The sequence below is a fragment of the Alphaproteobacteria bacterium genome (genome assembly GCA_033762625.1).
In the GTDB taxonomy this organism is placed as follows: Bacteria; Pseudomonadota; Alphaproteobacteria; order UBA9219; family RGZA01; genus RGZA01.
Window position 1 is genome coordinate 1 of record JANRLI010000013.1, and the last position, 22544, is coordinate 22544.

At 48.5% G+C, this 22544-nt stretch carries 23 protein-coding genes and 3 tRNA genes; 11 read left to right on the forward strand and 15 right to left on the reverse strand.

Annotated features, from left to right (window positions below; all coding sequences use genetic code 11):
- Window positions 1–163 precede the first annotated feature (163 nt).
- Complete coding sequence (locus SFW65_06905; GenBank protein MDX1922841.1) at window positions 164–436, reverse strand: DNA-binding protein; 273 nt, start codon at window positions 434–436, stop codon at window positions 164–166.
- Window positions 437–943: 507 nt separating this feature from the next.
- Here SFW65_06905 and SFW65_06910 point away from each other — a divergent pair.
- Complete coding sequence (locus SFW65_06910) at window positions 944–1453, forward strand: hypothetical protein (GenBank protein MDX1922842.1); 510 nt, start codon at window positions 944–946, stop codon at window positions 1451–1453.
- Between the two features lie 89 nt (window positions 1454–1542).
- Here the strand turns inward: SFW65_06910 and SFW65_06915 are convergent, their stop codons facing one another.
- From SFW65_06915 to SFW65_06945, 7 genes are all read right to left on the reverse strand, one after another.
- Window positions 1543–2253 carry an MIP/aquaporin family protein gene (locus tag SFW65_06915; GenBank protein ID MDX1922843.1) on the reverse strand — a complete coding sequence of 237 codons (711 nt, stop codon included), beginning with the start codon at window positions 2251–2253 and terminating at the stop codon, window positions 1543–1545.
- Window positions 2240–2698: an arsenate reductase (glutaredoxin) gene (gene arsC / locus SFW65_06920; protein MDX1922844.1), complete on the reverse strand. Its 459-nt coding sequence runs from the start codon at window positions 2696–2698 to the stop codon at window positions 2240–2242. The genes SFW65_06915 and arsC overlap by 14 nt, the downstream gene beginning before the upstream one ends.
- Before the next feature lies 1 nt (window position 2699).
- Complete coding sequence (locus SFW65_06925; protein MDX1922845.1) at window positions 2700–3239, reverse strand: arsenate reductase ArsC; 540 nt, start codon at window positions 3237–3239, stop codon at window positions 2700–2702.
- Window positions 3220–3591, reverse strand: a complete 372-nt coding sequence (locus tag SFW65_06930) for a metalloregulator ArsR/SmtB family transcription factor (GenBank protein ID MDX1922846.1) — start codon at window positions 3589–3591, stop codon at window positions 3220–3222. Before SFW65_06930 ends, SFW65_06925 begins: the two co-directional genes overlap by 20 nt.
- A gap of 448 nt (window positions 3592–4039) precedes the next feature.
- Complete coding sequence (locus SFW65_06935) at window positions 4040–5488, reverse strand: tyrosine-type recombinase/integrase (GenBank protein ID MDX1922847.1); 1449 nt, start codon at window positions 5486–5488, stop codon at window positions 4040–4042.
- Between the two features lie 52 nt (window positions 5489–5540).
- Window positions 5541–5614 (reverse strand) — tRNA-Gly (locus SFW65_06940).
- Between the two features lie 29 nt (window positions 5615–5643).
- Entirely contained in the window at window positions 5644–6330 is a 687-nt protein-coding gene (locus tag SFW65_06945; GenBank protein ID MDX1922848.1) for a hypothetical protein, read from the reverse strand.
- Between the two features lie 239 nt (window positions 6331–6569).
- Here SFW65_06945 and SFW65_06950 point away from each other — a divergent pair, with 239 nt between their 5' ends.
- The gene (locus tag SFW65_06950; GenBank protein MDX1922849.1) at window positions 6570–9140 is read left to right on the forward strand and encodes an autotransporter domain-containing protein; all 2571 of its coding nucleotides are present in this window, start codon (window positions 6570–6572) and stop codon (window positions 9138–9140) included.
- A gap of 94 nt (window positions 9141–9234) precedes the next feature.
- Here the strand turns inward: SFW65_06950 and SFW65_06955 are convergent.
- Window positions 9235–9320, reverse strand: a tRNA-Tyr gene (locus SFW65_06955).
- Window positions 9321–9431: 111 nt separating this feature from the next.
- On the opposite strand from SFW65_06955, the gene rlmB reads away from it, so the two are divergent.
- Window positions 9432–10232: a 23S rRNA (guanosine(2251)-2'-O)-methyltransferase RlmB gene (gene rlmB / locus SFW65_06960; GenBank protein ID MDX1922850.1), complete on the forward strand. Its 801-nt coding sequence runs from the start codon at window positions 9432–9434 to the stop codon at window positions 10230–10232.
- Between the two features lie 10 nt (window positions 10233–10242).
- Here rlmB and SFW65_06965 read toward each other — a convergent pair whose 3' ends face one another.
- Window positions 10243–10803, reverse strand: a complete 561-nt coding sequence (locus SFW65_06965) for a YqgE/AlgH family protein (GenBank protein ID MDX1922851.1) — start codon at window positions 10801–10803, stop codon at window positions 10243–10245.
- 167 nt (window positions 10804–10970) lie between these two features.
- Here SFW65_06965 and SFW65_06970 point away from each other — a divergent pair, with 167 nt between their 5' ends.
- Both SFW65_06970 and SFW65_06975 read left to right on the forward strand, forming a co-directional pair.
- A complete protein-coding gene (locus SFW65_06970) occupies window positions 10971–12893 on the forward strand; it encodes a protein-disulfide reductase DsbD family protein (GenBank protein MDX1922852.1) in 1923 nt (640 codons plus the stop codon).
- A gap of 100 nt (window positions 12894–12993) precedes the next feature.
- A complete protein-coding gene (locus SFW65_06975; GenBank protein ID MDX1922853.1) occupies window positions 12994–13476 on the forward strand; it encodes a peroxiredoxin in 483 nt (160 codons plus the stop codon).
- Here the strand turns inward: SFW65_06975 and rnhA are convergent.
- The 5 genes from rnhA to SFW65_07000 all read right to left on the reverse strand — a co-directional run bounded on the left by rnhA (window position 13473) and on the right by SFW65_07000 (window position 17488).
- On the reverse strand, window positions 13473–13931 hold the full coding sequence (gene rnhA, locus SFW65_06980) for a ribonuclease HI (protein ID MDX1922854.1): 459 nt from the start codon (window positions 13929–13931) through the stop codon (window positions 13473–13475). The two genes, SFW65_06975 and rnhA, sit on opposite strands and share 4 nt — an antisense overlap.
- Window positions 13921–14874, reverse strand: coding sequence for a homoserine kinase (locus tag SFW65_06985; GenBank protein ID MDX1922855.1), 954 nt, complete (start codon window positions 14872–14874; stop codon window positions 13921–13923). The genes rnhA and SFW65_06985 overlap by 11 nt, the downstream gene beginning before the upstream one ends.
- A gap of 9 nt (window positions 14875–14883) precedes the next feature.
- The gene (locus tag SFW65_06990; protein MDX1922856.1) at window positions 14884–16881 is read right to left on the reverse strand and encodes a PBP1A family penicillin-binding protein; all 1998 of its coding nucleotides are present in this window, start codon (window positions 16879–16881) and stop codon (window positions 14884–14886) included.
- A 26-nt stretch (window positions 16882–16907) separates the two neighbouring features.
- Window positions 16908–16982: transfer RNA gene (locus tag SFW65_06995), tRNA-Thr, on the reverse strand.
- 89 nt (window positions 16983–17071) lie between these two features.
- A complete protein-coding gene (locus SFW65_07000) occupies window positions 17072–17488 on the reverse strand; it encodes a Fur family transcriptional regulator (GenBank protein ID MDX1922857.1) in 417 nt (138 codons plus the stop codon).
- A gap of 46 nt (window positions 17489–17534) precedes the next feature.
- Between SFW65_07000 and SFW65_07005 the strand changes: the two genes are divergently transcribed.
- The 6 genes from SFW65_07005 to hpnD are packed head-to-tail and all read left to right on the forward strand — an operon-like array spanning window position 17535 to window position 22541.
- Window positions 17535–18521 (forward strand): NAD-dependent epimerase/dehydratase family protein, encoded by a 987-nt coding sequence (locus SFW65_07005; protein ID MDX1922858.1) that lies wholly within the window; start codon window positions 17535–17537, stop codon window positions 18519–18521.
- A gap of 57 nt (window positions 18522–18578) precedes the next feature.
- Window positions 18579–19379 carry a Dam family site-specific DNA-(adenine-N6)-methyltransferase gene (locus SFW65_07010; protein MDX1922859.1) on the forward strand — a complete coding sequence of 267 codons (801 nt, stop codon included), beginning with the start codon at window positions 18579–18581 and terminating at the stop codon, window positions 19377–19379.
- 41 nt (window positions 19380–19420) lie between these two features.
- Window positions 19421–20251, forward strand: coding sequence for a site-specific DNA-methyltransferase (locus SFW65_07015; GenBank protein ID MDX1922860.1), 831 nt, complete (start codon window positions 19421–19423; stop codon window positions 20249–20251).
- Window position 20252: 1 nt separating this feature from the next.
- Window positions 20253–20786, forward strand: coding sequence for a hypothetical protein (locus SFW65_07020; GenBank protein MDX1922861.1), 534 nt, complete (start codon window positions 20253–20255; stop codon window positions 20784–20786).
- 21 nt (window positions 20787–20807) lie between these two features.
- A complete protein-coding gene (hpnC, locus tag SFW65_07025) occupies window positions 20808–21635 on the forward strand; it encodes a squalene synthase HpnC (GenBank protein ID MDX1922862.1) in 828 nt (275 codons plus the stop codon).
- Complete coding sequence (hpnD, locus tag SFW65_07030) at window positions 21636–22541, forward strand: presqualene diphosphate synthase HpnD (GenBank protein ID MDX1922863.1); 906 nt, start codon at window positions 21636–21638, stop codon at window positions 22539–22541.
- Window positions 22542–22544: the final 3 nt, after the last annotated feature.

The following is a 22544-nucleotide window of genomic DNA, read 5'->3' on the forward strand; positions in this document are numbered from 1 at the left end:
GATAACCTGCTCGGTTGGGTGCTTTGCCGTGCTTTTGACGTTTTTTTTGCTCTGTAAAATGAGGTGCTGGGGTTCACCTGGGGGTTGACGTTTCACCCCCATCCGCCACGCGTCGCTCGCCTGTCTGGGCGTGCGAGCGACGGTGGCTCCAGGGGGATGATTTCTAGGCAGCCTTATGCGGCGGGCGATAGCCGCGTTGTTCTTGCTGATTGATCCAGTGAAGCAGCACTGTGCGGCGCGCGCACAGAACCGAACCCAGCCGGAAGATGGGAAGGCGGGAGGTCCCCGCAAGGTGATAGACTTTGCGCCTTTGCGTAGCATCGCCAAATAGGAAATCGGCAATCGCTTCGGCACCACGTAGTACGTCGTCGGCAAGAGCTTCATTGACAAGCATTGGGGCGGTCGAGTGTATGGGTGTCGCAAGAACATTCATCATAGGGCCTCCTCATATATAAGTGTTGATGTCAACGATCGACACATTTTCACCGCTAAACGAGTTTCAAAAGGACAGATCGAATGGATTATTCGATTCATAAAGCGTATAGTTTTGTTATTCAATAAGTACTGTATTATTATTCATTCGGATGCGTAGGAATGTTTGGGAATCTCTTTTGTACGCCAGGGCCATCTCGCATCAACCACAATATATTGCGGTGAAAGGTCCTTAGTCACACAAGGGCGATGCAGCATGACGTCAATGCGTAAACGGAAATGGCACTGTCTCGATGCGGCACACCGTAATCGCAATCAACCTGTCTACGAACGACGCGATTTGACAAAGATCTTTAGACGATCAGGCCGGGCGGCCGGAAGTCGATGTTTGGGGATTGAGCGAACCAATCGACAATCGTTCCCATCCATTGACGGACCTCCTCATTGAACGGAGGCAGGGCGCAGCAGCAGGATGAGGCCGACTTCAATCACTCAACGAAGGAGGCCTACCATGAACAACGTCATTACTATCGGCAAGCGACTGATCCCCATCGAGCACATCGCGTTTGTCGAACCCTATGATCCCTCGACCAATCCCAAACTACAGACGAGCCGGGACTACAAGTCGCGCATCGTGATGATCAATCGCGAAAGCATCCTCACCGAACAGACACCGCAGACCTTTGCCGAGGCGCATGGGTTCCGGGTGTTGGAAGCGGATCAGATCGCGACCAACCCTTCCATCGGCTTCCGTGTCGAGACCTTCGAGCCAGCGGACGGGTTCACTCCGAGCAAGGCATTTGCGACGCGGCTCTTGTGGCGTGACCGAGACGGCAATGATCAGAGCAAGTTGCTGCTTGCGACGCCGGAAACGGTTCTCGCGGTTGTCTTACGCGGTGACACTGATAGAAGCATCGCTTCTCCAAGCATCGCATCCGAATTGCCAGATGAAAGTATGGTGCGCCGACAACAGCGAAGACGGCAAGTGAATGGTGCGGCAGAACCTACGCCCCAGCAATAAAATGACTTCTAGGTTTCTATCACACCCGCGAGCTTTTAGCTCGCGGGTGTTTTCGTTTGAAAGGGTCGCCATCGCCACCGTGTCGACATTCACACAGATTTCGTTCCTTCGCCGCTGGCACGGTCGGATTGCTTCGAAAGATCGCCGATGAGCCAAGCCATCAGACGCCATCCGGCCAATGCGCCGAGCAACTGCGCAATTATAAATGAAGCGACATGCAGTGGATTTATGCCGGCAAACGTGTCTGTCAATGCGCGTGCGATCGTCACTGCGGGATTTGCGAACGAGGTCGATGCGGTGAACCAATAGGCGGCGGTGATATAGAGCCCAACAGCGACCGCGACAAAGTCTGGCTTGAACCGCACGCAACCAAGGATGGTGACGAGCAATCCGAACGCGGCAACAAACTCGGCAAACCATTGGGATGGTCCTGTCCGTGCCGTCGTTGAAAATTGGAGCAGTGGCAGGTCGAACATGGCATGCGCGGCCATGGTGCCCAAACAGCCGCCGATAATTTGCGCAATGATGAAAGGAACGAGTTCTGCTTTACTAAGATCGCCACGCATCGCCATGACGAGGCTGACGGCTGGATTGAAATGGGCACCGGAGATCGGCCCCAACACCGTGATCAGCACGACAAGAATTGCGCCGGTGGGAAGCGTATTGCCGAGAAGGGCAAGTGCGATATTGCCGCCCGCAAGCTTGGCGGCCATGATGCCGGAGCCGACGACGGTTGCGACAAGCAGGCCAGTGCCCAAAGCCTCGGCGGCCAGTCTTTGATTGCGATCAAACGTTTCCATTATTCCCCACACGGCGGCCATGTTCGTCTATGACACGCTCACCATCTTCTTTTTGAAACGCGCCGCGCTGCGCTGTCGGCAATAAATCTAGGACCGCTTCGGATGGGCGACACAATTTGACACCGAGCGGCGAGACAACAACCGGACGATTGATCAGGATAGGGTGTGCCATCATCGCATCTAGCAGTTGATCGTCGGAGAGTGATGGGTCGCCTAGCCCAAGCTCGGCAAAGGGCGTGCCTTTTTCGCGCAGCACACTACGAACCGAAACGCCCATGCGCTTGATGAGCGAGATCAAAAGTTCGCGGTTCGGCGGCGTTTTCAGATATTCGATGATGTGCGGCTCCAAGCCGGCGTTACGAATCAGACCCAATACATTGCGAGAGGTGCCGCAATCCGGGTTGTGATAGATGACGATGTCGATGGGGTTCTTGATGTCGGCCATCTCAACCCGCTTTCGGTGTGGGGATCGACGCGCCGTTCAATCGTCCAATCTCGCGAAGTCTCGATCTGAGAGAGAGTTCGTCGATCGATTTGAGGGGAAGATTGGTGAAAGCGAGAATGCGATTTTTCATGTAGCGAAACGCTGTGACGAACGCCGCCTCTTTCTGAATATCCGTTCCCTCGACGGCGGCGGGATCTTCAATGCCCCAATGCGCGGTCATTGGCTGCCCTGGCCAATAGGGACAGGCCTCGCCGGCAGCGTCGTCGCAGACCGTGAAGACAAAATCCATCTGCGGCGCTTCTGGTCCAGCAAACACATCCCAGCTTTTCGAGGACATGCCATCGGTTGGATAGCCAAAGCTGCTCAGAACTTTGAGTGCGAAAGGGTTCACCGCGCCTTTGGGTTGGCTACCTGCTGAGAAGGCTTGGAACCGGCCAGCACCTTCTTTGCGCAAGATTGATTCAGCCAGGATCGAACGCGCCGAATTGCCGGTGCAAAGAAACAGAACATTATAGACGCGATCACTTTTTTGCACGGACATGGCGGGAGCCTCCTTTGGGCTGACAACAGGGGTTGAGTTCGGCGATGAGCGGGGCGCAAATTTCGGGGCGACCTCCGCAGCAATCCTTCAAAAGAAATGTCACCACTCCGCGCAACTGATCCAAGCTTGCCTGGTACACGATGGACCGGCTGTGCCGTGTGAATTTCACGAGACCGGCGCGAGCTAAGATCGAGAGATGGGTCGACATCGTGTTGTGCGGAACATCGAGGGCTTGCGCGATTTCACCGACCGGCAATCCGCCGGGCTCGTGACTGATCAACAAGCGGAATACCGCGAGCCGTGTTGGTTGCGCCAAAGCAGAGAGCGCCGATATGGTTGCTTCATCGTCCATATGTCGAGATATACAGATATATTGGGTAACGGTCAATAGAGATGTGCATTGGCCAAGCACCATCATCTGAGGCCGTTTGTTGGGAACGTGCTCCTTACATGAAGACTAAAAATATAGCCTAGTAATATCCGGGAAAACGACGAAGCACGTTCGATCCTCTGGTGATGTTTTGGAAACTCCGCGAACCAATGCGCCAACGGATTGAAATGGAACATTCTTTCTGAGAGCATGCCATCAAAGCTATCAAATAATGCAACTGGCCAACGCGCATGAAAGACGAAACAGCATACATGATCGAGCGCATTGAACGTGCTCTGATGTTGCTCGCAGCATTCATTGAAATGGATGGCGACGCGCATGTGCCGATGTACGAGCGGTTTGAAGCCGAACTTGAGCGGCTGCAACGTGCGGAGACCACCAAAGATCGCGCGCGCCGATTGCTCTCAAGCTACAACCGCAGTGGTGGATTGAAGGCGATTGCCGATAAGAATTTGAGTTTGAGCTCCAGCGACGGCCCTTTTCCGTACTTAGGTTTGTAGGTTTTGTGACCCATCAAGCTATCGATGAGACTGTCGGGAGCTTCCGCGCCAATTAGCCTGTCCTTGAAATTGTGACGCAGCGAATAGACCGTATGACCCCGCGTGGGTCGCAGCTTATTCTCGGTCAGATATTTGTTGAGCGTCGCTGATAGACTCGATGATTTGTCGCGGTATCGCGGAAAGCCGTCTGGATGCAGACGCAGTGCGGCGAGAGCCACGCCAACCAACGGTATTTCGCGCTCTGAATCCTCCGTCTTCAACCGCCGACCTTCTGGCAGAATTTTCACATGTGGAATCGGCGTGTCCAGGCATATCGTTGCCGACGTCAGGTTGACCACCTCTGATGGCCGAAGCCCCGTATCAGCCATAACGTAGATCACGCTACGAGCCTCCTCATTGAGTCCATCTAGCGCTCCTTCTGCGAGCAAGATGTTTTGGATGAAGTTTGTTTCGAAGGGCACGCGGGCGTTCTCTGTCTCCCCGCGCAGGCGAAGCCCTTTAAAGATCTCCGGAATTTTGAGGCGCCGCCTGACGCTCACATCCTTCAACATCCGGCTAATTTGGCCAATGTCGCGATTGGCGCTCTTTGCGACGGCGTTGCCAGCGGCGATACGGCTGCGCCACCATTCGACGTAATCCAACCCGTCATCCTCGGTGACATGGGTCAACGGTTTATCGCCGACGCGACTGACAAATTGTTTGACCGACCGCGCACGAGACGTGCGCCAGATGCGCAGTTGTTCGGGTGAAAGGCCCTTCGTCTCGTCCACAACAAGAGCCTCGAACTCTTCGCACAGCTTGGAAAGCATCGGGATCGGGCGCTTCTCTGTCCCAAGCACCGCTGCCCGTGCGACCGGTTTGTCGGCGACACCCTTGCTGACTAAGGATTCAAGGCGTTCTAGTAGTCGTTCGATGGGAAATTGGAGTAGCTGTTCACCTTCCACATAGTCATAGCCGAGGGCACGCGCGCACTGCCGGGCTGTCTCAAACCGCTCGGTGGTCTCCCACGTTTGACCAAGGGACGCAGCGTGCCAGGAGGCCTCAAGATCGGCGTTCAATTTCTCAGCTATCTGGGAGGCGCGACGGCCATTGCGGTCGTCCTGCACTTTTACCTTCGTCGATTGCCATACGATGACCCGCTCGTCGAACGACGCGAACTCCAAAGGGACGCGGCGGACGAAGTACCAAGTACCATTGCGGCGGGTCAAAAAATCGGACATGCGGCGGCGGTTTGTTAGACGATTTGTTAGACAGTTTGTTAGACGATTTGCTTGCTCTGCCGGAGTGACGCACTGGCAGTGCGCGCCAAGCATAGCGCGGCCTTTCCCGGAAAGGCTTGTAATGATTGGTAATTTCATGGATTGGCTCTCCTCGTTGGAGAGCGCTTCGAGCTTCAATCGATCAGAAGATTGGAGCGGGTGAAGGGAATCGAACCCTCGTAGCTAGTTTGGAAAACTAGTGCTCTACCATTGAGCTACACCCGCTTATGTCGGCGCTGGCCACCAAACATATATTATTTTTCAGCTGGTTTTACAATAACTGTAATGGTGCTGCCAAAAATAACAACACGTTCACTGCCTACTTTTGCGCCAGTTGCGAAGACGGCACGTGCAGGCACAGCCCCACCACAGCGCCTGCTATCGCGTTCATAGACGCCGCCATCCGAAAACTGAACAAGGTCGGTGATGGGTAAGCGTGCCTTGGTGTCTTCCCATTTAGGTGCTTCCTTAAGGAGGCACTTGCGCTGGCGGGCGGCGGCAATGGGTTTGGTTTCACCGACTGCAACAGCAAAAATCTCGTTATCGTTTGGTAGAATAGAACTTAGGTTTTTGGGAAGATTTTTTAAATCAATCTTTGCCTGGGCTTTTATGTTCAGTTGCTTTGCTTTTTCTTCTGCTTCAAGCATCTCTTTGGTTTTTTCCGCAGGCTTTACTGCTGCGTTTGCATCAGCAGGCGGCGCAACCGTCTTTGGATCCTGCTTGGGTAATTCTTTTACATCAGGCTTAGACGTTTCGGTTTTAGGTTCTGTTTTTGCTGCGGGTTGCTTTTCATCCATAGCTGGTGTTTTTACATCTGCTGGTACAGCTATTTTTGCATCGACTTTTACGGATGCTGGGCTTTCCGCAACCACGGGGTGCGCCATGCCAAAGAAGGCTAGCGTAAAAACAGCAATCAGGAAGCTTTTGCCGATACTCATCATTGCAATCTCCGTTCAAGGGGCAAAATATTGTGCGTAACCGATACCATAATGCGCATCAAAAAAACAAGCAATACCGGCACATTAATAGCAATCCAGCTTGCCGATAGTTGGCGTTTTTTGTGGTTTTGGTATGAATTCCGCCATTCATAACGTGTTCAGCTAAACGGCTTGTGCATTTCATGGGTTATCAATACTGTACGTGCACCACGCGCTATTCTCTTGCACCAATCCCTATTTCAATGAAAAGCAAAAAAGCTGTCATTTTTGTTGTTGCGCTGTTTTTGCTGTTTAGCGGGTCGCCGGGGTTTGCTGCCACGACAACATTTAATAACGGTAATGGTGATGTTGACTGGTTCAATAACGGTAATTGGACAGCCGGAACACCAAGCGTGTCGGATGATGCAATCGTCGATGCAGGGCTGCCAGGTTATGTGCTTACGCTTACTGCTCCTGCGCACATGCAGTCGCTACGCCTTGGGAATAGCAATCTAATTAATTTATTAAGCACGACGCTGAGTGCAAGTGGTGCGCTGACGATTGGCAGTGTAGGCGGTATTTCTACACTTAATATTATTAACGGTAGTGTGGTTACATTTGATGCTGGTGTGATCTCAACGAATAGTGGTCAAGGCCATATCATCGTCAACGGAGGAGGTTCAAAGCTATCAGGTCGCACATTGATTGTTGGCAAAGATCTGGGTGGTGTTGTCACAGTTGAAAATGGCGGTGAGCTAAATATTGACAATGGCGCAGGTACAATTGTGCTTGGAGATGTTGGTAGCGGGAGATTAAAAGTTGGTGATCTTAGTGCTCACGGAATAATAAGGGCTGCCCAAATACACATGGCAACGTCTGGCTCCAGAATAGATTTCGATTTTACTGATAGCTACACACTCGATGCGTCAATTACTGGAGACGGTATTATCATAAAAGATAATGTTGGTACCTTGGTGCTTACCGGTGCGAATACCTTCACCGGCGGCACAAGTATTTATGGCGGCACAATTGAACTTAGAAATGCTCAGGCGCTTGGCACTGGTCTTGTTGCGCTAAATGATGGCACATTTTTAAGGGCGGGTATTAACAATATGGTCATCGCAAATGACATCATTACAGGTTGCCCATGCACCTTTGGAACTATTGATACACAGTCATTCGATATGACATTGAATGGAGCCATATATGGTATCGGGGGATTAAGGAAAGATGGTGCTGGCACATTGACCTATAATGGCGATGGATCGTCATTTGGAGGTGTGCTGTATCTTGGTGGTGGTACATTCAAAATCGGTGATGATGCCCATTCTTCTGCAACACTTGGCGATAGTTCGAGCGTTGCGTTTATTCTTCCAAACGCCACATTGGCAGGGCACGGGACGTTTGATGGCAGTGTTTTGAATGATGGAGGAACAATTAGTCCCGGTGGTTCGATCGGCACACTGACGATAACGGGTAATTATATCCAATCCAGCGCAGCTACTCTGGCGGTTAGCGTATCACCATCTGCATCGTCGTTATTGGATGTTCAGGGCGTAGCAAGTGTAAATGGCGGGTTGAATATTATATTTGAACCCGGTGTTTATACACCAAAAACCTACACGTTCCTAACGGGTGCCGGCGGTGTTAGTGGGCAATTTGCAACCATCACAGTAGCACAAGTTACGGATGCAGGCATCGTCACACTGCAAACCGCAGTACCCACACTTTATGACGCAACATCAGTCAGCTTTAGCGTTAATGCATTTACGGTAAGCTCAACGCCGAGCAATTCAACAAGCTTTATGGGCTTAACCTCAACTGCTATTCAATCAAGTATCCGCGCTGGTAATACGATTTTTGATCAGCTTTCCGGCAATACGAATAATTCGAATGACCAAACAGCCGCGTTGGCATTCAGCAGTATCGGCAATAGTCAGCTAGTGAACGCCGAAAACGCGGCGGGCATAAATGATATTGCTAAGGCATTGCCCGCTGTAATGAAAGATAAAGGCGGCTGGTTTAAAGCCTATGGCAATCTGGGTGCGGTTGATAGCACCAGCGCCAATACGGGATACAGTAGCCAAAGCGGTGGGTTTATGTTTGGTGCAGATAAGGCGATTTCCAAAACATTACGTATCGGCGCGGCAGGTGGTTATGAACACACGGATGTTGACGGGTTTACAGTAACCAAGAGTGAAGGCGCTGCCGACACGATGCGCGTTGCATTATATGGCCGTCAGATGGTGTTTGATGAAATTGCGCTTGATGGGCAGGCTGGTTATGCCTTGCACATGTTCGATAATCAGCGCTTTGTTGGCATAACGGGTACCGATGCAACCAGCAATCATCATGGCCATGAATTTTCTGGTGCCTTCCAAGGTTCCAAGGACTTCCGTGCAGCGGGCTTTAAATTAACTCCGCGCGCAGGTTTGCATTTCACGCATTTATACGAAGACGCCTTTAGCGAAAGCGGCGCAGGCGCATTTAATGCAACCTTTGCGGAGCATGATACGGATAGTCTCCAATTATTCACGAGTTTTACTGCTGTTGCTCCAACGAAGGATATCGAAGGTTATTTTGTAACGCCTGAAGCGCATATTAAATACAGCTATGAAGCATTGGATGCTTCGCGTAAGGCAAACGGCACGGCGCGCGGGGTTGCATTTAGCGCATCAGGCGTAGCGGCAGCAAAAAATACATTGTCACTGGGAACGAGTGCTAGCGTGAAGCTGGATGATATTGTTGACGGGTTCATCAGCTATGATGTGAGACTTCCGGTCAGCACCATGTTTGACCAGACCTTTGCGCTGGGCGTTAAGATCAAATTTTAAGAGAAATGGTGGATGGGGTAGGATTTGAACCCTTGGGCGCGCTTTGTGCGCCACATATAAGACGTAGGTTCTTTTAAAACAAAATTTAGGGAAATGGTGGATGGGGTAGGATTTGAACCTACGTAGACGTGAGTCGACTGATTTACAGTCAGTTGCCATTGACCGCTCGGCCACCCATCCTGAAGGCGTATTGCTTAAAAGCTGTTTTGGCATAGGTCAAGAAGGATTGTAGCAAATTGCCGCTTTTTTCAGTAACTTAAACAAAACTGTTACTTATAAAGGTGAAGTCGCTTGCGCAATTCCAGACAGCAACATGCCAGAAATGACCATAAACCCGGTGGTAATAAACGTGGCGGGGGCGTGCAGATGTTCGGCTTTCATGCCGCATCGGCGGCTTGGCTGAACCCTTCGCGCAATTGCCATCGTTTGCTTCTGACCCAGACAAGCCTTCGCCAGTTTGAACCCATCATCGCGCAGGCAAAAAAACTGAACCTGAAGCGTCCATCGCCGGAAATAATCGACCCGCGTGCAATTGACAAGCAATTACCCAATGGCACAGTGCATCAGGGAATTTTATTGGAAGCAGAAAATCTGCCTGATAGGGAATTGGAAGATTTGCTAGAACTAGAAAATCTTCCGTCCGCCATCGTGGTGTTAGATCAAGTCACCGACCCGCACAATGTCGGTGCAATTTTGCGTTCGGCCTGTGCATTTGGAATTGGTGCAGTGTTGGTTACCGAACGAAACGCTGCATCACAAACAGGCGTGCTTGCCAAAACCGCGTCAGGCGCATTGGAACATACGCCGATTTTTCGCACGGGTAATCTTTCGCAAAGTCTCAAGAAGTTACAGAATGCCGGATATTGGTGCATCGGCCTTGATGAAACGGGTAAAAGCGCACTGCACCACATAAAAATGCCAGCCAAAGTTGCGCTGGTGCTGGGCGCGGAAGGTGAGGGGCTGCGCCGCCTTACTATTGAAAGTTGTGATGAAATTGCAAAGCTTCCAACTGCGCCACCGGTGGGTAGTTTAAACGTATCAAACGCAGCAGCGGTTGCGATGTATGAAGTGATGCGGCAATTAAAAAACTAGGCCAAAAAAACTAGGCATGGCCTGTTTCGGTTGACAGCAACCATGGGCTAAAGCCCAATTTGGCGATGGCCCGTTCCCATTTGGTATCGTTATCGGTATCAAACAAAATATCCAAATCTGCTGGCGCGGTAAGCCAGCCGCCCGCCTGAATTTCCTGTTCCAATTGCCCTGCACCCCAACCGGAATAACCAAGGCTGACAAGGCAACGCGCAGGCCCACGATTTTCTGCAATAGCGCGCAGAATATCGATGGTCGCTGTAAGCGCAACATCGTTTTCCAACCGCATGGAAGCATCCAGCGTATAATCATCGCTATGCAAAATAAAACCGCGCCCTGTTTCAACAGGACCACCAAAATAAATCGGATATTCGGGTGTTTGTTCTGTCGTTGGAATAGTAAGTTGTTCCAAGAGGCCCTTCATATCAATCGCGCCATAAAGCCGATTGATAATAAGCCCCATCGCGCCGGTTTCATTATGCGTACAGATAAACACGACCGCGTGCGAAAAACGCGGGTCGTTCATGTTGGGCATGGCAATAAGGAATTGACCAGTGAGGGGCGTAGCTTTCAAGCTGTAACTCTTTCTAATATCTTTACGAATCCTAAATTAAAGTAATTCAGGCGGCAACACAATTTGTGCATTATTTTGGTATAAGCTGCCGACTACGCCACTTAAGGGAATACCCGATGCAAATGCTATTACGAATTTTATGCGCTGTTTTTCTTTTTACAGCCGCTATGCCACTCCATGCACAAGCGCAGGCAAGTGAATGGCAACATCATGAATCCTCCGATGCGCGATTGATTGCATCAACGAAGGCTTCTGCTGATGGCGCATTATATGTTGGATTGCATGTTAAATTAAAGCCGAACTGGCATACCTATTGGCGTTCTCCGGGTGATGCAGGTTTTCCGCCAGCGCCCGAATGGAAAGAAGCGGTCAATCTTGAAAAAGCAGAATTACTGTTTCCATGGCCACATCGCTATGCGATGCAGGGTTTGGAAACCTACGGCTATGAAGGGGAGGTTGTATTCCCCATCAAGATTACAAAAAAAGACCAGGCAGCTGATATAGATTTGAAGGCGAAGCTGAGCCTGCTGGTTTGCTCCGATATTTGTATACCGGCAGATTTTACATTTGATTTGCCGCTTGCCGGATATTTCCAGTCGGCAGGAGATGATGAAGCGACAAAGTTGATCAAAGACGCGCTGGCCCGTGTGCCCAAAAAAGATGATGGGCAGGGGCTAAGCATTTTGTCTGTCAAGCTGGACGAGGCAAGTGGCGCACGCATGCTAGCGCTGCAATACAATTCACTACAACCCGCTTCAGACCTTGAAATTGTTGGCGAAGTAGGGGATGGCAGCACATTACCTTATACTGATTTAAAGCATGATGCGCAGACCAAGACCGTTACGGTCACGCTAACCAAAGATGCGCCCAAGGAATTGAACGGTAAGGAAATGATCTTCACGCTGATTGATAATACCAATCAAGCAGCGGTAGAGAAGAAGCTGGCGATTAACAGCGGGGCGGCGCTGGCATCAGCGCCTATTTCAGCTCCGGCGGTGGTATCGCATGCCGCAGCCGCTGAACAACCAAATCTGGTTGCAATGATATTATTCGCATTGCTGGGTGGGTTGATTTTGAATTTGATGCCATGCGTATTGCCTGTTATTGCGCTGAAATCCATTTCATTCATAAAGCATGGCGGCGGTACGCCATCGGGCGTGCGCTTAAGCTTCCTTGCAACTAGCGCGGGTATTATTTTCTCATTTCTTGTCATGGCAGGAATTATTATTGCGCTGAAAGATATTGGGATGAGTGTAGGGTGGGGGGTGCAATTCCAGAACCCGATATTCCTTTCTGTGCTGATTGTGATATTGGTTTTCTTTTCCCTCAATCTGTTCGGTTTTTATGAAATACCCTTGCCGCGTTTTTTGGCGGACCGTTTAAGCTGGACGCATGGCCATGGAAGTTTAACAAAAGACTTCTTTTCCGGCGCTTTTGCCACCGTTTTGGCAACGCCTTGCACCGCCCCATTTCTGGGTACGGCGGTTGGTTTTGCGCTGGCTGGCGGGGCATTTGAAATTCTTATCATCTTTGCCGCGCTGGGTATTGGACTGGCTGCGCCATTCCTTTTAATCGCTATTTTTCCGCATTGTGCCACCTGGTTGCCAAAACCCGGCGCGTGGATGGAAAATGTACGCAAGTTTTTGGGAGTATTACTAACCATCACCGCGTTATGGCTTGGATATGTGTTATACAACCAATTAACACCGGAAGCGCCAACGACGCATAGCCAAGCCATGAAAGAAAAATGGGAAGTATTTGATGAAAAGAGAATTCCCGAACTGGTATCGCAAGGCAAAATTGTATTTGTCGATGTGACAGCGGATTGGTGTTTGACATGTCAAGTCAATCGCAAGCTCGTGTTGGAAACTCCCGATGTTCAAAAAATATTGTCCGACCCCAAGGTTGTAGTGATGATTGCCGATTGGACAAAGCGCGATGAAACGATTGGCGCATATCTGAAAAGTTTCATGCGTTATGGTATTCCATTTAATGTCATTTATAGTGCCGCTATGCCTCAAGGGATGCCTTTGCCAGAATTATTAAGCAAAGAAGCGGTGCTGGATGGCCTTAAAAAGGCAGGCTTATAAGCTTTAGCCAAGGTTTTCTGCGGGTTGCAGGGTGGGGCTTGCACGATTTAGGCAAAACGCCTAAATCCTATGCACCTGTTACCCGTTTGGAGCAATAAACATGACCATTAAAGTTGGCGATACCTTTCCATCCGTGACCTTGAAGCATCTCACGACTAACGGTCTTGAAGATGTCAGCACCGAAAGCCTAATGAAGGGCAAGAAGGTGGTTCTATTTTCGGTACCGGGTGCGTTTACCCCAACATGTTCTGCCAAACATCTTCCTGGCTACGTGAACCATATTCAGGAATTCAAGAGTAAAGGCATTCAAGAAGTTGTGTGCATGGCTGTGAATGACCCGTTCGTGATGAACGCATGGGCAAAAGCAAACAGCGCCGAAGGCAAAGTCACCATGCTGCCTGACGGGAATGGCACGTTGACCCGTGCGCTTGGTTTGGAAATGGATGGCGCAGGTTATGGCCTTGGCCAACGCAGCCAGCGTTTTGCAATGCTGATTGATAATGGTGTTGTCAAAGCGGTTAATGTTGAAAAGCCAGGAAGCTTTGAAGTTTCCAGCGCTGAAGCGATGCTGAAAATCGCTTAAAGCAGGTCTCTTATTGCATTTGTAGCCAATGCGTCGGCGCGGTCATTTTCAGGATGACCGCTATGGCCTTTGACCCAATGGACTTTAACGTCATGTTTGGCCGCGATGGCATCCAGCCGTTGCCAAAGATCGGCATTTTTTAAGCCGCCTTTTTTTTTCCAGCCATCAGCCTTCCATTTTTTTATCCATTGTTCTATGCCGCCGCGAACATATTCGCTATCGGTATATAAATCGACCTTGCAGGGTCGTTTCAGGGATTCCAGCGCCATAATGGCGGCCATGAGTTCCATGCGGTTATTGGTTGTTTCTGCTTCTGCGCCACTGATTTCTTTTTCCTTATCGCCATAGCGCAATATAGCGCCCCAGCCGCCAGGGCCGGGATTACCGCTGCATGCACCATCTGTATAAATTATCACGCGATTTTTTTGGTTTTGTTTCTTTTTCTCAGCATTCATAAGGAAAACTCTGGAAGTATTTGAGTTTAGCTGCATATTCAAGCGGGTCTTTTGGTTTTACTAATGCGCCTTTGGGATGGTTCAAAAGGTCATATAAGCGCGTTAAGAGAAAGCGTAATGAAGCGCCGCGCAGCAGCACGGGCATTGTTTTTTTCTCGTGTGCATCCAGTTTGCGCACGGATTGATAACCATCCATCATCGCTTGCGCATGCAACGCTTGAAATTGATGCGCATCATTAAAACACCATGCATTCATTGAAACTGCAAGGTCGTAAGCAAGAAAATCAGAACATGCGAAATAGAAATCAATCAACCCGCATAGTTTGTCTTTTTCAAAGAACACATTATCCGGAAACAAATCGGCATGAATAACGCCGTAGGGCATAGTCCCCATATCGGGCCAGTGCGCGACAAGATACTTCAATTCGTTGACCAGATTATGGGTAAGGCCCGGTTGCACGGTATCGCCCTTTTCAAGGCAACGGGTAATAAGTCCTGCCCAGCCTTCCAGCGATAGATTGTTCGCACGGCTTTCCATGAAATCGGCTGTGGCGATATGCATCTGTGCCAGCGCAACCCCCACCTGACGGCAGTGTTCGACCGAAACCGCATGGGTTGCGTTGCCATTTAAAAAACTGACGAGCGCTGCGGGCTTACCTGCTAAACGCTGTAAAACCGCGCCTTTTTTATCAGTAATCGGCGCAGGACAAGGAATACCCTTGGCCGCAATATGGCGCATTAAATTGATAAAAAACGGCAAATCTTCTTCGCGCGTGCGCTTTTCATAGATGGTGAGGATGTATTTGCCGGTTTCGGTAGTCAGGAAAAAATTGCTGTTTTCCACACCGGATAAAATATCTTTTACATCAATCACTTTGCCAATCGCATAGCGGTTTACAAATTCGGATAATTCATGATCAGTAATACGTGTATAGACAGCCACAACTACCTCTTATCGTTTATCTCGTGGATAGTCTTGTTCAATCTTCATTTTCTTGCTGCTTTCGAACAAATTATCGAGGAAGCGCGAGAAGCTGCCAGATTGTTCTTTCGTATAGGCGGGCTGGTTGTCCTGCTCTTCATGGGTGTAGGCGGTTTTCATATAATCGTGCCAAAGCTCCGCTGGCAGGCTGCCGCCCGTTACCTTATTCATCGCCTGATTGTCGTCGTTACCCATCCAAATCCCTGTTGTCATACGGCCAGTATAACCAATAAACCATGCGTCCCTGTAATCTTGCGTAGTGCCCGTTTTGCCTGATACGGGCACGGATAGTGCTGCCTTCTTTCCCGTGCCATAGCTTACGCAAGCTTGCAGCATATCATCAAGCGCTGCAACATTATCGCTATCCACCAGCTGTGGCATGGTCGGCGCATCGCGTTCATACAGCACCGTGCCGGATTTGGTGGTAATTTTTTCAATAGCATAGGGAATAATTGCGCGCCCACCATGGGCCAATACCGCATAAACTGTTGTCATATCCATGACGGTTACTTCATTGGTGCCAAGCGCAAGGCTAAGCTCCCGGTGTAGCGGTGTGCTGATCCCCAAAGTACCAGCCATTTTTTGAATACGCCCCGCGCCAACTTTTTCTGCCAAACGAACTGTGGCGGTGTTGATGGAGTAGGCGAGCGCATCCTTCATGCTAATCTCGCCACGATAATTTTCGGTATAGTTTTGTGGTGACCAATTGCCGATTTTCAGCGGCGCATCGAGCAGCTTTTCATTTTTGTCGATGCCTTTTTCAAGCGCAGCTAAATAGACAATCGGTTTAAACGATGAACCTGGTTGGCGCTTGGCCTGCGTTGCGCGGTTATAGCTGCTTTGTGCGTAATCACGCCCGCCTACTAATGCACGCACTGCACCATTTTGCCCGATGCTGACCAGCGCCGCCTGAGTAACCGCTGCTTCCTTGCCCTTACTTGCAAGGATATTATCAATCTGGCGTTCGGCTTCGCGTTGCATTGATAAATCAAGGGTGGTGCGGATAATCACATCTTCATCCTGCTCGTCAATCAGATCGCCAAGCTGGTCCATCGTCCAATCGACAAAGTATTTTCCATCACCGCCACCGCCTGGTTTTTGCGTAGGTATCGGGGCTTGGGTAACCGTTTCAATTTTTTGTGTCGGCAGCAGAAATTTGGCATCCACCATGGCTTGAATTACAACGCGGCTGCGCGCTTCGGCTGCTTCGGGATTATTCAATGGTGAATAACGTGAGGGGGCTTTAGGCAAGGAGGCGAGGATAGCAGCTTCACGCAGCGTTACATCACGCGCCGATTTATTGAAATATAAATGCGCGGCCGCATCAACACCATAAGCACCCGAACCCAGATAAATACGGTTTAAATAGGCGGCAAGAATATCATCTTTGCTGAGTTTATTCTCGAGCCACAGCGATATCATGACTTCCTGAATTTTGCGCCGGAAGGTGCGTTGGGAACCAAGAAACAGGTTTTTGGCAAGCTGCTGTGTAATGGTGGAGCCACCCTGCACCAAATGGCCTGCAAGCAGATTGCTGAAGCTGGCTCGTAAAATGCCCCATACATCCACGCCGCCATGTTCATAAAAGCGCCGGTCTTCAATCGCCAAAAATGCTTGTACAAGATAAGGCGGTAAATCTTTTATCGCCAACGTGTCGCCATGATATTCGCCATAGCGGTCAAACACTGTACCATCACGTGCTTCGATAATCACCGATGGATGGCGTTTCAAATCAGTGCGCCGCAGGATGTCGGGAATTTCATATGCAAAGTAGGCAAGAATGATGCCGCCAATCACTGTTCCCCAAATCGCAACAAGCAACGTAAACTTGAGAAGATTTTTGCGTTGACCAATTTCATTGATAACTGCGCCAAGCCTTTTGAAAAAAGAGGGGCCTTTACGGCGCGCTCCGCGTGGCTTGTAACTCGACCTTGTGCGTTTGTGTTTAAAGGGTTTGCTATTGCGCACGAGGGACGGCTTAAATGCGAGTGGAATGGTGCCGTTGGAGGGAATTGAACCCCCGACCTTGGCTTTACGAAAGCCCTGCTCTACCCCTAAGCTACAACGGCGATTGTGACGGCTTTGGAATGGGCGAAACTAGCGCAAGCGCCTTTCAATTACAAGGGCGCGTCATGTGGAAATCAAAGCTAAATAACGATTATTTCTTGTCTTTTATCTTAACGCCGTACAATTCCAGCTTGTGCCCGATGAGCTCGTACCCAAGTTGTTTGGCAACTTCTTCTTGCAGGCGCTCAATGGCTTGGTTGGTGAATTCAATCACTTCGCCTGATTTCACATCCATCAGGTGGTCATGATGTTCATCACTGCTTTCTTCAAAACGGGCGCGGCCATCGCCAAAATCATGCTTCCGGATCACGTTTGATTCTTCCAAAAGACGCATGGTGCGATAAACGGTTGCTATGCTAATTTTTGGATCAATCGCGCTGGCTCTGCGGTAAACTTGTTCCACGTCGGGGTGGTCAGACGAATCAGACAGGACACGGCAAATGGTGCGCCGTTGTTCGGTCATCTTAAGACCGCGTTCAATACAAATCTGTTCCAATCTAGAGGCCATAAGTCTATATAACCATGAACTGCCAAAAAGACAAAAGGTTTAACGAATGAAGGTTTTAATCACAGGTGCGACGGGGTTTGTAGGCGCAGCCGTGGCCCGGCACTTTCTAAATGCCGGCTATACCGTGCGCTGCTTGGTGCGCCCGGGCAGTGACCGCCGCAACGTATTAGACCTGCATTCCGAACTGGTTGAAGGCAGCCTTGAGGATGAGGCGTCACTTATCCACGCGGTAAAAGGCTGTGAAGGCTTGCTGCATGTGGCGGCGGATTACCGCATTTGGGTTCCAAACCCCAAGGAGATGTATCAGGCGAATGTGGTTGGAACCAGCATGCTGATGGAAGCCGCGCTGAAAGCCGGCGTGAAGCGGATTGTTTATACCAGCTCGGTTGCAACCCTAGGGAGTAACAAAGATGGCACGCCAGCCAATGAAGATACGCCAGTAACCGAAGCCGACATGATTGGCGTTTATAAACATTCCAAATTTTTGGCTGAAGATGTTGTTCGCAAAATGATTATTGAGCAAAAACTTCCAGCTGTAATCGTCAATCCATCTACCCCAATCGGGCAGCGCGATATTAAGCCAACGCCAACAGGCCGCATTATTGTTGATAGTGTGCGCGGCAAAATTCCTGCCTATTTAGATACGGGTTTAAATATAGCCCATGTGGATGATGTGGCGAATGGCCATTTGCTTGCCTTCCAAAAAGGAAAAATTGGCCAGCGTTATATTCTGGGCGGCGAAAATCTGTCGCTGGAGCAGATTTTGGGAATGATTGCCAAGGAAGCAGGATTTAAGCCGCCGCGCATTAAATTGCCGCGCAATGCTTTGTTTCCCGTAGCTTATGCGATGCAGGCGATTGGTCGTATCACAGGCATTGAGCCGATGCTGACAGTCGATGCGCTTAAAATGGCTGCAAAAAAAATGTATTTCAGCAGCAAGAAAGCAGAAGTGCAACTGGGTTATACCCACCGCCCGGCGCGTGAAGCCATCCATGATGCAACCGTATGGTTTAAGTCAAATGGCTATTGCTAGGCAGTAAAATTAAGTATGCTGAGTTATCGAATCTTTTGGCGCGCAACGGGGTAGCTTATGAAGCCATTTTTGAAATGGGCCGGCGGAAAGTACCGTATTGTAGGCAAAATTAAGGATGCGCTTCCAGCAGGTAAGCGGCTGATCGAGCCGTTTGCAGGTTCGGCAGCCGTTTTTTTGAATACTGATTATCGCGATAATCTAATTTCTGATTCAAACGCTGATATTATAAATATTTATCTACACCTACAAGAAAACGGCAAAGATTTCATTGATTATTGCAGAAAATTTTTTATTAAAAGTAATAATACTAAAGAAAGATTTTATGAGTTGAGAGAGAGGTTTAACCAGACTTCAGTTTTAGAATTGAAAGCTGCGCTATTTCTTTATTTAAATAGGCACTGCTTTAATGGTCTTTGTCGTTATAATTCCAGAGGGAAGTTCAATGTACCTTTTGGTAAATATACAAACCCTTACTTTCCTAATGATGAAATGTTGTATTTTTATGATAAAAGTAAGAACGCGACATTCATTCGTGCTGATTTTAAGGAGATTATGAGAAAAGCTAGACGTGGTGATGTTGTATATTGCGACCCTCCTTATGTTCCCTTATCTAAAACCTCAAATTTCACGGCCTATACTCAGAGTGGGTTCGGGCCAGTAGAACAGCAGGATCTCGCAGATATTGCCGAAGAGTTGCAGGCCCAAGGTGTTACGGTCGTTATTTCAAATCATAATACTGCATTTACTCGTAGTGCATATAAATCAGCAAAAATTAAAAAATTTGATGTGCAAAGGTTCATTTCTAGTGATGGCGACAACCGAGGGGCAGCGCAAGAATTGTTAGCTGTGTTTTCCTAATGCGAGCGTCGCAGTCTAAAAAAGTTAAGTTAGACGACGCGATGCTGGCGCAACCCTCATCGTTTGTACTTGGTTTTTCAGAACCTCAATTTAAAAATGCGCTTGCATATGAAGATGGCATAAACGGAATATATCTCTATCAGCAAGACTGCTTTGAATTGATGGATAAGATTGCACAGAAATATCCAGACGGATGTTTTGATATGGTCTTTGCAGATCCTCCTTATTTTTTATCAAATGGCGGTATTACTTGCCATGCTGGAAAGATGGTGAAGGTTGATAAAGGAAAATGGGATAAATCAAAAGGCGCGGAAAAAAATCATGAATTCAATTTAGATTGGCTCTCACGCTGTCAAAAATTGCTCAAGCCAAACGGTACAATTTGGGTTTCTGGCACCATGCATGCAATTTATTCTATTGGTTTTGCTATGCAGCAGCTTGGGTTTAAAATGCTAAATGATATTGTATGGGAAAAACCAAACCCACCTCCTAATTTGGCCTGCCGCTATTTCACTCATTCAACAGAAACTGTTTTATGGGCTGCAAAAAATGCCAAATCAAAGCATTATTTTGATTATGACTTTATGAAATCTGAAAATGATGGAAAGCAAATGAAATCTGTATGGCGTATTTTGCCGCCAGATAAATCAGAAAAATTGCATGGAAAGCATCCAACGCAAAAGCCAGTTTCTTTAATTGAGCGCTGTATTCTTGCTTCAACTAAAGAGGATAATTTTGTTTTTGACCCTTTTGCAGGTAGTTCAACTACTGGTGTAGCGGCTATCAATACTGGACGACGATTTTGTGGCGTTGAAAAAGAAAAAGAATTTGTCGACTTGTCAATCAAGCGCTTAATAGCAGCGGGGGGATAAAATGAAAAAAGGTGGCAAGGGCGGGGCAAATACTAAATCAGGCTTAATATTCGAAAAAGCAATAGATTTTAAAACTATATTAATTGGCACTAATGGTTATGCAGTCCGGCCTGTTAAAGGCAAGGCGGGGACAGGGATATTTTATCATGATAAATTAGTAGCTTTTAACTATGCAAAGAATGATTTTTATAAATTTCTTAAAGAGAGAAATGTTGTTTGGGAAGATAAAATTTCAAAACGTCTACTTCCAGACGATGCACTGCTTGTGATTATTCGCGATACTTTATTCATTATTGAGGTCAAAACTCAAACAGTAGAGGGATCTGTTGATGAAAAATTGCAAACTTGCGATTTTAAAAGGAAGCAGTACCAAAAACTTGTCGCCGACTTAGAATTAAAAGTTGAATATGTGTATGTTTTAAATTCTTGGTTTAAAAAACCAAAATATAAAGATGTTTTAGATTATATAAGCAGTGTTAATTGCCATTATGTCTTTGAAAAAATCCCATTAAAATGGCTCGGGCTTCCAACTTAATTGTATGTTCTAGTGCTAGAAATGAAAATTCAATCTGAACAACCGATCAAAAACAAAAACACGGAAAACTTTCCGGTAGGATCGTTTTTGATTGCGGCGCATTTGCGTGGGCATATTCATGCCTATTATAACTGGGCGCGGGCTGCTGATGATATTGGCGATGACCCGCTTATGGACGCTGATGAAAAAATCAAACGCCTGACGCGATTTGAAGAATGCCTGAATGGCAATGGAACGGATGTTGCGGTTGCGCTGACATTGCGTATCAGTTTGCAGCAAACCCATATTTCATTTGCGCATGCGCTGGATTTAATCCGTGCATTTAAACAAGACGCCATGAAGCGTCGTTATCAAAACTGGCAAGAGTTGCTGGATTATTGCCGTTATTCGGCATCGCCAGTTGGCCGTTATGTATTGGCATTGCACGGTATTGGCGAGAAGGCCTGGCCATCGAATGATGCATTATGCACGGCACTGCAAATCATCAATCACATTCAAGATTGCGCTGATGATTACCGCGAAGTGGACCGCGTTTACATTCCGCTGGATGATATGGAAAAAACCGGCGCTAACCCCGGCGATCTTGCCAAGGCCAAATCACCCGAAGCCTTGCGCAAGGTGTTGGATATGCAGCTGGAGCGGTTAAAACCGATGATGCTCATTGCCCGTGATTTGCCAAGAAATGTGCCGAATATCCGTTTAAAGCTGGAAACATCGATTATTCATGCATTGGCTGAAAGCCTTATTAAGTTGCTGGAAAAACGTGACCCGCTTTGTGATAATGTAAAACTATCCAAGCCCGCCATGCTCATGGCTATTTTCAACGGTATCGCCCGCGCATTTTTTTAGATGACTAACGACGCACCCCAACCATCGCCTGATGCATTACCCATAAGCGAAGCTATGATTTCGCCATTGCTTTATGCAAAAGATGCGGAAGCAGTTCTGGATATTGTAAAAAATTCAGGCAGTTCATTTTTGCTGGGTATGATGGCGCTGCCGCATGAACGACGCATGGGCATGTTTGGTCTTTATGCATTTTGCCGCGTAGTGGATGATATTGCCGATAGTGAATTGCCGGCGCCCGAGCGCCTTACCATGCTGCAAGAATGGCGCGTGCATACGGCTAATTTGTTTAAGGGACAGGCCAGCCATCCGGTTATGGAATTGCTCATTGATCCTGTGAAAGAATTCCAATTGGTTGAAAAAGATTTTCTATCTATCATTGATGGCATGGAAATGGATGCGCAGCAGGTGATTTTTGCGCCCACATGGGATGAACTGGATACATACTGTGATTGCGTTGCCAGCGCTGTTGGGCGTGTTTCGGTGCGCATATTTGGCGAGCCAACTGAAAACGGCAGCGAGGTTGCGTATCATTTAGGCCGTGCGCTGCAACTTACAAATATTCTTCGTGATATTGATGAAGATGCCTTGCGTGGGCGGTTATATATGCCCCTTGAAGCGCTTGAAGAAGCAGGTATCAGCATCGATAACCATGCTATGATTTTACAGCATGCATCGCTTGATCATGCGTGCCGCGCTGTGGCCCGCCGCGCGGTTGAACATTTTGGTGCAGCCGATGAGGCAATGGAAAAGTGCGAGCGCAAGGCAATGAAGCCTGCACGCCTGATGCGTGATTATTATGAAAAAATTCTCCGCGTATTACTTGAAATAGGCTGGGATTATCCGCGCCCGCGCGTAAGCCTGACAGCGTTCGAGAAAATTGGTATGTTTATCAAATCGTGGTTTTAAAAC

Bases quoted from the DNA above. Each gene is read 5' to 3' on its own strand.
- SFW65_06910 (MDX1922842.1), top strand. From the start codon at position 944: ATGAACAACGTCATTACTATCGGCAAGCGACTGATCCCCATCGAGCAC.
- SFW65_06970 (MDX1922852.1), top strand. From the start codon at position 10,971: ATGCCACTCCATGCACAAGCGCAGGCAAGTGAATGGCAACATCATGAA.
- SFW65_07000 (MDX1922857.1), bottom strand. From the start codon at position 17,488: ATGGCCTCTAGATTGGAACAGATTTGTATTGAACGCGGTCTTAAGATG.
- SFW65_06915 (MDX1922843.1), bottom strand. From the start codon at position 2,253: ATGGAAACGTTTGATCGCAATCAAAGACTGGCCGCCGAGGCTTTGGGC.
- arsC (MDX1922844.1), bottom strand. From the start codon at position 2,698: ATGGCCGACATCAAGAACCCCATCGACATCGTCATCTATCACAACCCG.
- SFW65_06925 (MDX1922845.1), bottom strand. From the start codon at position 3,239: ATGTCCGTGCAAAAAAGTGATCGCGTCTATAATGTTCTGTTTCTTTGC.
- SFW65_07005 (MDX1922858.1), top strand. From the start codon at position 17,535: ATGAAGGTTTTAATCACAGGTGCGACGGGGTTTGTAGGCGCAGCCGTG.
- SFW65_06905 (MDX1922841.1), bottom strand. From the start codon at position 436: ATGATGAATGTTCTTGCGACACCCATACACTCGACCGCCCCAATGCTT.
- hpnC (MDX1922862.1), top strand. From the start codon at position 20,808: ATGAAAATTCAATCTGAACAACCGATCAAAAACAAAAACACGGAAAAC.
- SFW65_06950 (MDX1922849.1), top strand. From the start codon at position 6,570: ATGAAAAGCAAAAAAGCTGTCATTTTTGTTGTTGCGCTGTTTTTGCTG.
- hpnD (MDX1922863.1), top strand. From the start codon at position 21,636: ATGACTAACGACGCACCCCAACCATCGCCTGATGCATTACCCATAAGC.
- SFW65_07020 (MDX1922861.1), top strand. From the start codon at position 20,253: ATGAAAAAAGGTGGCAAGGGCGGGGCAAATACTAAATCAGGCTTAATA.
- SFW65_06975 (MDX1922853.1), top strand. From the start codon at position 12,994: ATGACCATTAAAGTTGGCGATACCTTTCCATCCGTGACCTTGAAGCAT.
- SFW65_06935 (MDX1922847.1), bottom strand. From the start codon at position 5,488: ATGAAATTACCAATCATTACAAGCCTTTCCGGGAAAGGCCGCGCTATG.
- SFW65_06945 (MDX1922848.1), bottom strand. From the start codon at position 6,330: ATGATGAGTATCGGCAAAAGCTTCCTGATTGCTGTTTTTACGCTAGCC.
- SFW65_06930 (MDX1922846.1), bottom strand. From the start codon at position 3,591: ATGGACGATGAAGCAACCATATCGGCGCTCTCTGCTTTGGCGCAACCA.
- SFW65_07015 (MDX1922860.1), top strand. From the start codon at position 19,421: ATGCTGGCGCAACCCTCATCGTTTGTACTTGGTTTTTCAGAACCTCAA.
- SFW65_07010 (MDX1922859.1), top strand. From the start codon at position 18,579: ATGAAGCCATTTTTGAAATGGGCCGGCGGAAAGTACCGTATTGTAGGC.
- rnhA (MDX1922854.1), bottom strand. From the start codon at position 13,931: ATGAATGCTGAGAAAAAGAAACAAAACCAAAAAAATCGCGTGATAATT.